14 protein-coding genes are annotated in these 13,721 nt (G+C 47.9%); 6 read left to right on the top strand and 8 right to left on the bottom strand.

Annotated features, from left to right (window positions below; genetic code table 11):
• The first annotated feature begins 148 nt into the window (after window positions 1–148).
• Complete coding sequence (locus tag A1OO_RS14180; protein ID WP_017003406.1) at window positions 149–1,186, top strand: alpha/beta hydrolase family protein; 1,038 nt, start codon at window positions 149–151, stop codon at window positions 1,184–1,186.
• Here the strand turns inward: A1OO_RS14180 and A1OO_RS14175 are convergent.
• Window positions 1,183–2,244, bottom strand: a complete 1,062-nt coding sequence (locus A1OO_RS14175; protein ID WP_016958544.1) for a helix-turn-helix domain-containing protein — start codon at window positions 2,242–2,244, stop codon at window positions 1,183–1,185. The two genes, A1OO_RS14180 and A1OO_RS14175, sit on opposite strands and share 4 nt — an antisense overlap.
• Window positions 2,245–2,383: 139 nt before the next feature.
• Window positions 2,384–2,845 (bottom strand): methyltransferase family protein, encoded by a 462-nt coding sequence (locus A1OO_RS14170; protein ID WP_016958543.1) that lies wholly within the window; start codon window positions 2,843–2,845, stop codon window positions 2,384–2,386.
• Window positions 2,846–3,115: 270 nt separating this feature from the next.
• Between A1OO_RS14170 and A1OO_RS14165 the strand changes: the two genes are divergently transcribed.
• Genes A1OO_RS14165 through glcF form a run of 3 tightly spaced genes read left to right on the top strand, consistent with a single transcriptional unit; the run spans window position 3,116 to window position 6,895 of the window.
• Window positions 3,116–4,567 carry an FAD-linked oxidase C-terminal domain-containing protein gene (locus A1OO_RS14165; RefSeq protein WP_017003405.1) on the top strand — a complete coding sequence of 484 codons (1,452 nt, stop codon included), beginning with the start codon at window positions 3,116–3,118 and terminating at the stop codon, window positions 4,565–4,567.
• The gene (gene glcE, locus A1OO_RS14160; RefSeq protein ID WP_017003404.1) at window positions 4,560–5,633 is read left to right on the top strand and encodes a glycolate oxidase subunit GlcE; all 1,074 of its coding nucleotides are present in this window, start codon (window positions 4,560–4,562) and stop codon (window positions 5,631–5,633) included. Before A1OO_RS14165 ends, glcE begins: the two co-directional genes overlap by 8 nt.
• Entirely contained in the window at window positions 5,630–6,895 is a 1,266-nt protein-coding gene (gene glcF, locus A1OO_RS14155) for a glycolate oxidase subunit GlcF (RefSeq protein ID WP_017003403.1), read from the top strand. Before glcE ends, glcF begins: the two co-directional genes overlap by 4 nt.
• Window positions 6,896–7,021: 126 nt before the next feature.
• Here the strand turns inward: glcF and A1OO_RS14150 are convergent, their stop codons facing one another.
• On the bottom strand, window positions 7,022–7,732 hold the full coding sequence (locus A1OO_RS14150; protein WP_017003402.1) for a cation transporter: 711 nt from the start codon (window positions 7,730–7,732) through the stop codon (window positions 7,022–7,024).
• A 185-nt stretch (window positions 7,733–7,917) separates the two neighbouring features.
• Between A1OO_RS14150 and A1OO_RS14145 the strand changes: the two genes are divergently transcribed.
• Together A1OO_RS14145 and A1OO_RS14140 are read left to right on the top strand one after the other, a co-directional pair.
• Window positions 7,918–8,799, top strand: a complete 882-nt coding sequence (locus A1OO_RS14145) for a LysR family transcriptional regulator (protein ID WP_016958537.1) — start codon at window positions 7,918–7,920, stop codon at window positions 8,797–8,799.
• A gap of 206 nt (window positions 8,800–9,005) precedes the next feature.
• Entirely contained in the window at window positions 9,006–9,254 is a 249-nt protein-coding gene (locus tag A1OO_RS14140) for a DUF3297 family protein (RefSeq protein WP_017003401.1), read from the top strand.
• 109 nt (window positions 9,255–9,363) lie between these two features.
• On the opposite strand, the gene A1OO_RS14135 is transcribed toward A1OO_RS14140, so the two are convergent.
• The 5 genes from A1OO_RS14135 to A1OO_RS14115 are packed head-to-tail and all read right to left on the bottom strand — an operon-like array spanning window position 9,364 to window position 13,684.
• Complete coding sequence (locus tag A1OO_RS14135) at window positions 9,364–10,791, bottom strand: sensor histidine kinase (RefSeq protein ID WP_017003400.1); 1,428 nt, start codon at window positions 10,789–10,791, stop codon at window positions 9,364–9,366.
• The gene (locus A1OO_RS14130; RefSeq protein WP_017003399.1) at window positions 10,781–11,437 is read right to left on the bottom strand and encodes a response regulator; all 657 of its coding nucleotides are present in this window, start codon (window positions 11,435–11,437) and stop codon (window positions 10,781–10,783) included. Before A1OO_RS14130 ends, A1OO_RS14135 begins: the two co-directional genes overlap by 11 nt.
• A 2-nt stretch (window positions 11,438–11,439) precedes the next feature.
• The gene (locus A1OO_RS14125; RefSeq protein WP_017003398.1) at window positions 11,440–12,114 is read right to left on the bottom strand and encodes a hypothetical protein; all 675 of its coding nucleotides are present in this window, start codon (window positions 12,112–12,114) and stop codon (window positions 11,440–11,442) included.
• Between the two features lie 28 nt (window positions 12,115–12,142).
• Window positions 12,143–12,952 (bottom strand): SDR family oxidoreductase, encoded by an 810-nt coding sequence (locus A1OO_RS14120; protein WP_017003397.1) that lies wholly within the window; start codon window positions 12,950–12,952, stop codon window positions 12,143–12,145.
• A gap of 36 nt (window positions 12,953–12,988) precedes the next feature.
• Window positions 12,989–13,684, bottom strand: coding sequence for a TenA family transcriptional regulator (locus A1OO_RS14115; protein ID WP_026023867.1), 696 nt, complete (start codon window positions 13,682–13,684; stop codon window positions 12,989–12,991).
• Window positions 13,685–13,721: the final 37 nt, after the last annotated feature.

Raw genomic sequence — 13,721 nt, 5'->3', positions numbered from 1 at the left:
GAAAAGGAAAGGTGAAAATTGCGTGTAATAGGTACTCGAATCGGTTTTAGGTCGTCCTCGATCCGGTTTTAAGCCGCATCAATACTGGGTTTGAGGGAATATTATACGAAACCGTACTCGATACCATCTTCTGACAAGGAATGACAACATGAACCCTATCGCCTCTCTGCTACTGCTCTTTCTTTCTTTCAATGCGTTGGCAAATACCGTCGGATTCACTCAATTTCAACTTGAAGATGATCCCCATCGCCCGTTAAATGTCACGCTTTGGTATCCAACAATTGACATCTCTCCAGCCGCATTGGTCGCAGACAACATTGCATTTCAAGGCACCCCTGTTGTGAAGAATGCAATAGTGAATCAGGCCCAACACCCCGTCGTCTTGTTGTCACACGGATACCGTGGCAGTTGGCGGAATCTCAACTGGCTGGCAAACGATCTGGTCAAAAAGGGTTACATCGTCGCCGCCCCTGATCACCCCGGCACCACCACTTTTGATCTTTCTCCCCATCAAGCTGAACAATGGTGGCAACGTCCTCGCGATTTAACACGAGTGTTGGACTTTTTGTTAGGCGATGAGCGCTGGAATCGTGTCATTGATGCCAACAACATATCGGCTGTTGGACACTCATTAGGGGGCTGGAGTGTTGCGCAGTTAGTGGGCGCGAAATTCGACCGAGACACCTTCCAAAAACAGTGTCTTTTATTTCCAAACCCACGGACTTGTGGGCTGGCAACAGAGCTTGGATTGCAGTCTTCACAAATGGCCGAGCCAACATCCAGCGACTTTTCCGATGATAGGTTCAAACACGTTGTTATTCTTGACCTCGGCCTTGCCCGCAGTTTCTCGACAGCGAGTCTAAATACCATCAATACACCGGTACTTATTCTGGCAGCGGGTATTGATATTGGAGATTTGCCGCAAGCATTGGAGTCAGGCTATCTTGCCGAACACATTCCCTTGCTCAACCGCCGTTATAAAGTTTTTGAGCAAGCGACCCATTTCAGTTTTATGCAGTTGTGTAAACCCGGAGCAAACCAAATATTAGAAGAGGAACGGCCCGGTGATGGTGTGGTATGTAAGGACGGAGTTGGTACAGACAGAAATACGCTACACGACCAAATATTCACGGATATTACGCAGTTTTTTAACTCGGCAGTCACCCCAGCCGTGCGCGATAACTAAGACGGCGATTCCGATAAGGCTCTAAAGGCACTTGGCGTTTGACTCGTCACGCGAAGAAACTCTCGATTAAAATTTGATTTAGTCTGAAATCCAGAGGCAAGATAGATATCCGTAATGCTGTCTTCTGTTGTTGATAACAACACCTTTGCATGTTCAATGCGATAAGCATTGATAACTTTAGAAATATTCTCACCACGAATTTGATTCACTGCGATAGAAACCTGTTTGGCTGGTATCCCAAGCTGCCGGGATAAACGACTTAACGTGATGTCAGGATCTCGAAATGATGCCTTTTCTATCATCAACACATCAAGCTTGTTCATGATATCGGTAGCATCTTGATCTGACATTTGAGATTTGCTCTGTGTGGGTGATTCGGGCGTTTGTCTATCGGCGTCACTGACCAAAATGCGTGTTGATTCGCTCGTCGTCTCTGTGTGGTTTTGCAGCGTACTGAAACCAACAATCGCCACTGCGATAACCACCATAGGGATCAAAACAAGGTATGACAGTGAAATAATGAATGCCGCGTGGTCGCCGTTATAGACCACGAAATCAAACGACAACGCGCTATCAATAAAAGCAGAGAAAAGCAGCATTGCCCCTGCCGTTCGTTCCGCCATGATGACTCTTTCGACATTTGATAAGCGCACCTCTTCCGGCATTGTGAAAGAAGAACGTATCAATGCACCGCCGTAACCCACATATAAAGCAATTAAGACGATATCAGTTGCTTGCGGCCAAATTTGATAATTAAACGAACAAGCCGCGATGACAAAAGGCCAACACCAATGCCAACGAGATGGCGGCTGTATATGATGCGCTCTCGCAAAACAATACCACGCAGCAACTGGCAGAATCGATGCCAAAATAGGCTGAATAAATCTCAGCATTTGGAGGTCAAACGTCCAACGTAGTCCAACTACCGACGTACAAATGGCACAAAGAAGCGCGAACAGGATCGATTTCATACCGGATTGCCCCAGCTTTAAATACAAAAGCATGGCGGCAATCACAAGCAGCAGTGACACAACGAAAGGAACAGGTATGGCAAGCATTTGACTTAGTTGTGGGTTTCCATCTCAGATACCTTGAGTTTATCGAACATAAACACGCATGTTGTCTTTTTCTTCGCACTACTCGCTAAATGAAACATATAGATCTCACTTTAGCGCAACCAAATGACGTGAAAATGCTTCAAAGCCAGCGGCGAACTTTCTCTTTATAAGCAGGGTATTCATCAGGAAATTGGCTTGCCAGATAGTCTTCTTCCGGCTCAATCTGAAACTTGTTCATATAAAGCACGAACAGTACGCAACCTAGTAAGGTGTACGGGTTAGCAAAATAGAAAGCACTCGCCACGAGCAAAAGCAAGAAACCCACATACATTGGGTTACGTGTAATACGATAAACACCCGATTGCACCAATGAAGTAGATTCCGTTTTCAGCGTTGGATTTACCGTGGTTTGATGCTGACGAAATGCAACAACACCGGCTACAGCAAATACCCCACCTAACACGACCAGCAATACAAATAAGGGCTTAGAAACAGGCAGTAAAAAGCTAATGGCGGGAGTCGCCGAAGCGATGATTTTCATTAGTAACATCACAATAATGACTTGAAGCAAAGGTGGCAGTTTCAGTTTTAGGCTATCCATAATCCCTCCGTTAGCGAACAGAAACCATACAGCGCTTCACCGTGGAAATCCAATATGAATTAACGTGTTAAGCCAGAACGATACCGAGGAATCATACACAACGCTATCACCCATACTCGGTTGGTTCGCTGACAGCAATTCTGTATTGCGTTGCGGTGAATAAGCTACATGCTCCACACTTTTACCGAGCAGTGTAGGGATTGTCCGCGCCAAGGTAACAGGATCGACTAACGTTTTAACATCCGAATACATACACAACGGGAGACATGCATGGAAGCAGCAATTTTCGACGCGCTTGAGCGCATCGTCGGCAGTGAGCACATCATTGTAGATAAGGAAACACTCCACCCGTATGAGTGTGATGGGTTGTCTGTCTATTGTTCGCTACCCACCTGCGTGGTGCTTCCCGCTTCAACGGAAGAAGTCATGGCCATCATGGCGCTTTGTAGCCAATACCAGATCACCGTTGTGGCGCGCGGCGCCGGAACAGGCCTTTCAGCCGGTGCGCTTCCGATCGAAGGCGGCATTGTGCTCTCTCTTGCTAGGCTAAACAGCATCCTTAATATCGACATAAAAAGTGGCCTCGCGGTTGTCCAACCCGGCGTTCGTAACTTGGCGATATCAGAATTTGCTTCCGATTATGGTCTTTACTACGCGCCCGATCCTTCCTCACAAATCGCCTGCTCGATTGGCGGTAATGTCGCGGAAAATGCAGGTGGCGTGCACTGCCTCAAATATGGCCTTACCGTACACAACATTATCTCCTTGGTTGTTGTGACAGCACAGGGAGCGCGTTTGTCCGTTGGCGACAAAAGCGCAGACATTGCAGGGTTTGATTTTCTTGCTTTGATGACAGGTTCTGAAGGTATGTTAGGTGTGGTGACAGAAATCACCGTCCGACTCTTACCCATCCCCGAGCTGGCACGAGTGATCGTCGCAGGGTTCGACAACGTCGAGAATGCCGCCAACGCCGTCAACGACATCATTTCCCAAGGCATTATTCCTGCTGGTTTAGAAATGATGGACAGCTATGCCATTCAAGCCGCAGAAGATTTTGCTCATGCCGGTTATCCCAAAGATGCACACGCTCTTTTGCTGTGTGAGCTTGATGGTAATGCTGACGATGTGAACCATCAGTTGACTGTTACACAGTCCATCTTAGACAAAGCCGGCGCGACATCATTAAAGGTTTCCAACAGCGACGCTGAACGTGCACTCATGTGGAAAGGCAGGAAATCTGCCTTTCCCGCAGTTGGGAGACTTTCTCCCGATTATTACTGCATGGATGGCACCATTCCGCGCCGTCAATTAGCGCCTGTTTTAACCGAAATTCACCGTTTATCCCAACACTATGATTTACGCGTCGCGAACGTGTTCCACGCCGGCGACGGGAATCTTCATCCCTTGATCTTGTTTGATGCAAACGTACCGGGCGAGCTAGAAAAAACTGAGGCCTTTGGTGCAGAGATTTTGCGAATTTGCGTCGAAGCCGGAGGATGCATAACCGGAGAACATGGTGTCGGGATGGAAAAGATCGATCAAATGTATGAGCAATTTAACGATGCCGAACTCGCTCAGTTTCTGCGCGTGAAAGCCGCGTTTGACACTGACAGCCTGCTAAATCCCGGAAAAGGCATTCCTACGCCCAAGCATTGCCAAGAACACACGATAATGAAGCGCAGCCAATCTAAGCAAGAAAAGGGAGGCGCCCCCAATGGCTGATGTCACGCACTCCCTCATTGAACAAGTCTTAGATGCAAAAGCCAGCAACACGCCTCTCAATCTGATTGGTGGCAATACAAAACACTTCATGGGTCGTGAAGCGGTCGGCCAGCCCGTTTCATTGACCAACCATAATGGCATCATTGCTTATCACCCGAGTGAAATGGTGATCACCGCACGATCCGGCACGCGCATCGCCGAGTTGCAATCTGTACTCGCTGAATACAACCAAATGCTGGTTGGCGAGCCGCCTGCATTTGAAGGAAAGGCAACGTTAGGCGGCTCACTCGCCTGTAACATCAATGGCGCTTCTCGCCCTTTTCATGGGTCACTGCGCGATGCCATTCTTGGCGTAAAACTGATCAACGGCCTTGGCGAACATCTTCGATTTGGCGGTCAGGTCATGAAGAATGTGGCGGGTTACGATCTGTCACGCCTTCAAGCTGGCGCCATGGGTGCATTGGGTATTGTTACGGAAGTCAGTCTTCGCGTCATGCCAAAACCCGAGCAGGTAGAAACCTTGCAATGTCACATGGATGCTCAGCAAGCCATCACAAAAATGCGAAGCCTTGTCGCCAAAGGTTACCCGCTTTCTGGCGCTGCATGGGTGGAAGGCTGTTTGTATCTTCGTCTTGCTGGTTCAGAACAAACGGTGCGAAGCACCGCGCAAGAAATCGGCGGTGAAACACTGCAACATCAATCGCTATTCTGGCGATCAATTCGTAATTTTCGTCATCCGTTTTTTAGCAACAGTGGCAAGCTTTATCGGTTTTCGATTAATCCGGCCACACCGCATTTGGCGCAATATGAACACAGCTTGATCAATTGGGCGGGTAATATTCGTTGGGTAAAAATAGACGCAACACTCGATGCATTAGTCCCGCTCGCAGAGGCACACGGCGGACACGTTGCTTGCTATAGCAATGAAAACAGACAACAGCCCTGCTTTCATCCGTTATCACCGACGCATCAACGACTGCATCAAGCACTCAAAGCCGCTTTTGATCCGCAAAGCCTATTCAATCCCGGTCGCATGTATTCTTGGCTTGGAGAGAATTCACGATGAAAACGAACCTCGACAGTACGTTTCTAAAATCAAAAGAAGGACAAAAAGCCGAAGACATACTGCGACGCTGTGTACACTGCGGGTTCTGCAATGCTACCTGTCCTACCTATCAAGAACTCAGTGATGAAAGAGACGGACCACGCGGTCGCATTTATTTGATAAAGCAGATGCTTGAAGGGGGCGAAGTCACCGAAAACACACAACGGCATCTCGATCGCTGCCTAACATGCAGAAGCTGTGAGACCACCTGCCCATCCGGCGTAAAATACGGCCAACTTCTTGATATCGGCCGACAGCAACTTGAAAAGAAAGTCCCGAGAACAGCAAAAGAAAAACTGTATCGATTCATCCTTACCCGCGTTTTCCCACATTCTCTATTGGTTAGTATGAGCATGACACTTGCTCGAACCTTTAGACTTCTTTTACCCAAAGCCTTGCAGAAAAAGCTACCCATGGCGCAGACTCACAAGCGCTATGCCAGCGTCTCCGCATTACATTTACCCAAGCCAATTTCAACAACAAAAGCACACCGAACCATGATTGGTTTTAAAGGCTGTGTGCAACAGGCGCTCACCCCAAACACATTGGCCGCGGCAAGAGCCGTATTGAGCCACCTTGGCATTGAGCTTATCACCATCAACAAAGAAACCTGTTGTGGCGCGATGAACCTTCATCTTGCGGAACACCAACGTGCCATCGAACAAGCCAAACGAAATATCGATGTATGGTGGCCACACATTGAAAATGGCGCAGAGGCCATTGTCATTTCCGCTTCTGGCTGTGGGATTTCCATTAAAGAATACCCAGAGCTATTAAGCGATGAAGCGGCGTATCTAGATAAAGCGAATGCGGTGGCTGCCATTGCCAAAGATCTAAGCGACATCTTGGCGCAAGAAGATTTGAGCCGTTTACCACTCAAGAAAAGTGACCAACGCGCTGCAGTGCATTTCCCATGTTCACTACAACACGGTATCGACCGTAAAGACAATTTATACAAAACACTGTCGCAACTGGGCGTGATCCAAACGAAAACTCAAGAAGATCACTTATGTTGCGGGTCTGCGGGCGCGTATTCGTTGTTACAACCTGAGCTGAGTCAAACGCTGTTGAAACGAAAACTCGAAGCACTGCAAGGTGACAGCCCCGAGGTTATCGTGACCGCGAACATTGGCTGCCAACTTCACCTATCATCAGGCAGCGATGTGCCTGTTAAACATTGGATTGAACTACTTGCAGAGCGGCTATCAACAAATAAGCACTAATTTTTCCGTCTTAACTGCAAATGCTCGGTGATCTGAGAGAGCACAGGTGAATACATCAGACAAAAAAAGGGACAGCTCATCGAGCTGCCCCTTTCCTGAAATGTCAGTCGATTAATTGCGGTGCTTTCAAGCCAATACACGATGACCAGAAACGCTATCTTGTTGCTGATAGATGCTCCACAAACGTTTCGTTGAATCACCCACCATTTTCACAGGTACGGTAGCAAAATAGACAGAAGCCAAAATGACCATGATTGGGTCTGCATACATTGCATACTCAGTGAAACCGGCCTCCATCAAAGCCGCCGCCACGATAAAGCCGACCAGAACGGCCGCACTAATAACGGTATCCATCAGCCACTGACTGGTTTCCGCCTTCAAAATCGTCGACGCGTTTTTGCCTGAGTGTTTTTTGACGATGTAATAACACGCCATACACGCAACAAGATTCACCACACCAAAAATCAGCGCAAAACCTGCGTTTACTTCACGGCCACCGTTAAACATTGCTTCAAAGGCAGATGCAAACGACACCACACAGACCACTGATACGGCGAGACCTTTAATCAAAACCACCAATGATTCAATAACCGCGGCTTTCTGCGCAGAAACACACTGACCTGATTTTCCGTTTTTTGCTGTGCCATTGCTAATGTAAACCGTTGCGCCAAGTGCCATCAATGACAGAAACAAGCTGACCAAAGAGTAAGCACCATCAAAGACTATCGCCATAGATCCAGCCCAAAGACCGATCCCAACACCCAATGCAGCAAAGCAAAAACAAGCAAAACTAGAAAATTTCAGTAAGTTACGTTCTTTCGCATATTCACACGACATAAATCCCCACAAGTGACAAAAAATTTGACTGCAGCGCCTTCCAATAGCGCTTTGATAACCACAATACAGCCATTTTTGGCAATCCATGAGTTACTGAGCGACAACTTTTTGGTCGCTGGGGTTTTCTTCTTTTTATTTAGAGTTAAAATCAATTTGCCGATTACATGCGCCGACATGGACATAAAATGCGAAGTAGCCAAATAGAAATGTTCCTCACCGCCGTCGAAACAGGTTCCATTGCCGGAGCCGCTCGCGAGCTAGAAAAAAGCCGAACCACCGTCAGTGCAGCCATCAGTGCATTGGAAGATAACCTTGGAGTAGAACTGTTGTCCCGCTCTGGTAACAGCGTGACACTCACCAACGTAGGCCGCATGATCCACGACGATTGCGAACGGGTACTGCAAGCCGTCCATGATATCGGTGCCAAGTGTCGTCAATTCGAAAGTGGCATTGAATCCGCGCTGCGAATTGGTCGAGACGATGCCATTCCCGAAGCGTTCTGGCGTGCCACCATGCGTGAAATCCACCAGCTATTTCCTGACTCCAGCGTGTCGCTATATGTCGCACCACCGCCAGAGCTATACGAAATGGTCGATGAAAACATGGTCGATGTTGCCTTTGGTCTGCTACCGGAAACTCGTGCCTTTGGTCGCATCAGCTCTAAAAAGCTTGGGCAGATCCGTATGATGTCAGTGGTGCATAAAGACCACCCTCTCGCCAAACTCAAACGCGTTCAGCGGGCAGATCTAGAACGCTATACCGAAGTGACGCTCGCGTATGTCGATGATGAAGGCCTAAAGGCCCTCGACCCTATCTCGCCGCACTACATCGCCCTGCCCTTTTATGAGCACTTACGCGATGCTGTTTTAGACGGTTCTGGTTGGTCAAACGTCCCATCGGTGCTGTTAAGAAAGTACTTAAGAAGCGGAACATTGCAGGTATTGCGCCACTCCAGCGCGATGCAATTACAACCTTATGGTCAAATCACCTCGATGGATGGGCACACAGGTGCACTCACAGCATGGCTGTCAGATCGCTTAGAAGAGTATTTAGCTGAGAATTCTTAAGTGGAAACGCGTAAGTTGCGCATTTTGATGTGAGTGCTTGTAAGCGGTAATGTGAAAGGTAATCAGCCAAATATCCGCCATTTCAAACATTTTAAGCATCAAGCTAGCTGCATTTTTGGACAATACGACGTAACTGTTTTCGCTGCTTGAGCGCGGGCGTTATCTTGACTACAATGACGCACTTTTTTTGACTACAGGTCACGAACATGAACGACACTAACTCGCTACCCGCTTTGCCAGATCGCCTTGCAGGCAATCCACGTAGCCCGCATCATGTAGCCGAATGTTTTGAACACGAAATCGGTATTGTCTTTAACGGCAAAGAGCGCTTTGACGTTGAAGAATACTGCATCAGCGAAGGTTGGGTGAAATTCCCATCACCAAAAGCGTTGGACCGCCGTGGTCAACCGCTTCTGATGACGCTGAAAGGCAAAGTAGAAGTTTTCTACAAGTAATTAAATACTCCAAGTATTGAAAACGACTGCTGATAGGGCCTAAAGACATTTAGGCCCTTTTTTTGGCGCTAACGATCAGCATTTACCCTCTAAACACGATCAAACACGATCAAACACGATCAAACACGACGATAAACTGATTGCCACTCTCGCCTTCACCTGCACTTTTGACCTGCACATTCGCACTGTGGATCTGCGCAATGTCTTTCACAATAGACATGCCCAGCCCTGCACCATCCCCTTTGTTAGAATGACCGCGATAGAACTTATCAAAAATACGCTGGCGAACGTCTTCGGGCATCGCCATCCCCGTATCCGACACCGTCACTGCCACTTGGCTTGAATCAGTAAGAAGCTCAACGTCTACCGTAATCGAGGAACCTTGCCCTGAATAGCGAATGGCGTTGTCTATTAAGTTGGCAAACAAAATGGAAAGCATGACGGGGTGCGCGCTAACCGACGCTTTTTCGGCTCCAACCAAAGAAATTGTCTGTGAATACTTGAGTGAAATAGGCACTAAGTTGGCGATCTCTTCACGAAGCATGCTCACAAGATCCATTGGCTGCAGGACAAAGTCTTTTTGCTGCTCCACACGAGAGAGCACCAAGAGTTGTTGAATCACCCTATCGGTTCTATCAATGCCTGCCAAAATGCTGCTCAGATCTTTGTTGCGCTCTTTTTCATCAACACTTTGAATCGCATTTTCAGCGTTTAACCTTAATACGGCCAATGGTGTTTTTAATTCATGGGCCGCCGTACTGATCAAGCGTCTTTCGCGCTTCCACGCATTTTCCAACTCCGCCAGCAAAAAGTTAATCTGTTTCACCAATGGCTCAAGCTCAATCGTGGGGTTTTCAACGCGTATACGCTGCAAGTTATTAATGCTTTTCGAAGCAATCAGCTTTCGTAGTTCTTCAATCGGGCGAAAATACCGATTAACCAGCAAAACAATTAACGCAACAAGGAAGGGGATCAATAGAATTTGTGGAAGCCCGATAGAAAGCGCCACTTCTGCTGTCAGTTCCTCTCGAATACCTATCTTTTCAGCGACGAGGATCGTGAATGCCGGTGACGTGTCACCAGGCGGCGTAAAAGGCAATTGAAAGGTACGCCAACGTTCCCCTTCAACCGTCACATCTTTATAGCCCGCTTCGTTTAAGGTGCCTAAAAATACATCCGGTGCATTGGCGCTTTTGCCGACGAGCTTGCCGTTAGACAGATATTGGAACAGCACCTTTTTTTCGTACGGATGCCCATAAGGCGTAGCCGTTTCTTCATCCACCGCCATTTTGTTAATGGAAGAAAACCAATCGGCATAAATCTCGTCCAGTTTTTTCGGTGGACTGTTACCCCAACTCATCGCGGCGAGCGCCAATGTTTTTGCGGATTGACCAAGGTGAGCATCAAAGACTTCGTCTATCTCATGACGGGTTTCAGTATACATGAAAAACCATGAACCCAGAACCAGCAAGCTGCTTAATACCGCAGCGCTAAAAATCAGGTTTCGTTTAATCGAAATAGGCGCTTTATTTTTCAATGATATATCCCACACCGCGAATGTTTTTTATCAAATTACCGCCCGTTTTCTTCCGCAGATTATGAATGTGGACTTCTAAGGCATTTTCGCTCGCACCTTCATCCCAGCCATGCAAGGTTTGCTGCAATTGGTCTTTGCTCATCACGCGGCCTGCATGGGTCATGAGTGTTGTGAGTAACTTAAATTCATTGGGTGTGACTTTGATCGCTTCGCCGTTTAACTCAACACGATTATTGGCCAGAGACACCGACACGCCGTGCAGTTCAATATTCGTGTCCACATAACCCGAAATACGGCGGATCATCACACGCAGACGCGCCAGCAGCTCTTCCAGTGCAAAGGGTTTCACCATGTAATCGTCAGCACCACCGTCTAGACCTTCAACGCGATCTTCTATGTCATCTCGCGCTGTCAGAATCATCACAGGTATGGTGTGTTTGGCTTGTCGCAGTCTTTTGAGCACGTCGATGCCATCGACATCTGGCAGGGTTAAATCCAGTATCACCGCGGTGAAGCTTTCCGTTTTGAGCAGCAATTCTACGCCGCCGCCTTTTTGTACCCAATCCACGGTGAATCCATGGCGGCTTAACGAGGCCACCATGGATTCACCTAACATTTGATCGTCTTCAATCAAAAGAATTCGCATTGTTATTCTAGTTCCTTCAGCTTGCGCTCAATTTCACGTTGTCGGCCTTGATCTGCCAATTCACGCCCTTCTCTCGGTGCGGCTTTTTGGGCTTTTTTCAAAAAGGCAATGGCTTGTGCTTTGTCGCCGTTGTTTGCTAGAAAGTCACCATAAAAGAAATTTGGATCGATACCTTTTGGATTAATTACGAGGGCTTTTTGCAACATAAGCTCGGCTTCATCGTCATCCCCAAACCCAATTGGCCACCCCGGCACCTGATAATACAGTGAGCCCAAACTGGTGTATGCAGACCCTTCAAGCACTTGTGAGTCTGACGAAATCACTTCTTCAAGCATACCTTTAGCTTCTTTCACCAAAGACAAAGCACCCAATCCGCCTTCCGCACCGGCTAGCGTGCTTTTGTTGATGGCAAGCCAGACTTTGAGATCGTCACGTGATGGGTCACTGTCCAACTCTTCTTGATTCATTGCAATCAAAGAATTCAGGCAACTGATTTTGTTCTCTTTATTAAAGGTGTCGTATTGGCACTTTGCCCACTGTTTTTGTACTGTTTTGAGCGTTTCATCTGCATTTGCAGCGGCAACGTTAAAACCCGCAGCCATTGCCAGCATAACAAACAATGATTTGGTGGTTGTTTTTAAGATGGTGTTGATGGTTTTGCTGATACCTGTGTTCATCGTCGTTCCCTCAAAATTATCCGTTTGCTTATTCGCAGCGTGTTTTTGTCGCGTATTCCGTGATGGTCTGATGCTGCTTTTTGATTGCAGAACCCACCAAAGACGGAAACAACTGATTGAGCCTGACAAATAACTTTTCAGGCCAGCCGATCCATTTCACTGATGTCTCTTGTTTGAGCATGTCGACAGCTTGCGCCGCCACAAATGCCGCTTCGTCAGTTTTGTTTCCTAGCTTTTCGTTCATCTCAGTCACACGCGCATCATTCAACGAGGTATTGGTCGCTCTGGGAGCCAAGTACTGAACGCGCCTACCCGTGCCATTAAGCTCGCGGCTGAGTGCTTCACTAAAGCGTTGTAACCCTGCTTTTGCGGCGCAATAACTGGTGTAACAGGGAAAGCCAATCGCCCCGAACGTTGAGCCCACATTCAGGATAACCCCGTCTTGTGCCATCCAACCAAGCGCACTTTGGCTCAGTAGAATGGGCGCGATCAGGTTCAATTCAACGTCGCGTTTTACCGATGCTGGATCGCGATCTTGCAGATACAGGAAGGTGTTACAGCCCGCGTTATTGATCACGATATCGACGGGCTTTCCCGCAACATCAAGCGAGGCACAAAACTGCGATACCGCGTCAAGGCCTTCGGTTCGCGCCAAGTCTGCGATCAAAGATTGGTGACGCGATGAATCGTCAAGGTTTGCCACCAGTTCAGCCAGTTGGCTCGCTTTTCTGCCCACCACGATAAGTTCACAACCTTGCTTTGCGAGCGCAGCAGCGATCTCTTTTCCGATCCCACCCGTTGCGCCTGTCAGCAAGACACGTTTGCCATTCAGTTTCATGTTTGTCCCCTTCTTCAATTCGCTATTGGCTAAACGCTATGCAGCATGGCTTTGTTGCTTAATCGGCAGTTCACACAGCATTTGGCCATACAGTGCAAACACGCGGTTAGCACCGTCAATAATGGCGGCCTGATCGTCAGGGTTCGTCACTTGGTTCATTAGCGTTTCAAAAAAGCCGATATGTTCGACATCCAATGTGCTGTGTGAGGTCAAATAGCTCATTGCCGCATCAGGCAAACCCAAACCGTGTTTCACCAGTGCAGCCATGTCACCACCGACGGACACACTCGTGCCTTCCAGCACCCAAACCATGCCAAAAAAGGCCATAGGATTGCGTCTGTCGATTTGGTGGTAGAGATACGCAACCATCATTTCAATGGGTAAACCCACCGCACCTTCTGCCTGGTTACAGCGAGCCAATTCGGCATCAAACCCACACTGGTTTAAGTCGTTGAGAATCCACTCGTGGTGGCCTTTTTCTTCTTCAATGTACTCACCAATGGCCTGACGCAACCACTCATCGCTTTCTGGCAATCGCGAGCCACAGGCCATCAGCAAAGGCACGGTGTGTTTAACGTGATGAAAAGCTTGCACCAAAAACGCGGTGTAAGTATTCAGGTCAACATTGCCCGCTCGACACGCCTCAAAAATGGGGGCGCTTAACATGGCATTTCGTGCCGCCAAGGTTTGCTGCTCCAGTGTGTTAAAAAACGGTCTGTTGTTGCCTGTCATCGTGTTGCTTGAAGTATTCATGTTCATGGCAATAGCT

This window comes from Enterovibrio norvegicus FF-33, assembly GCF_000286835.2.
GTDB classification, from domain to species: Bacteria; Pseudomonadota; Gammaproteobacteria; order Enterobacterales; family Vibrionaceae; genus Enterovibrio; species Enterovibrio norvegicus_A.
The sequence above is the reverse complement of the archived record's forward strand: the minus strand, read 5'-3'. Positions and strand labels throughout refer to the sequence as shown.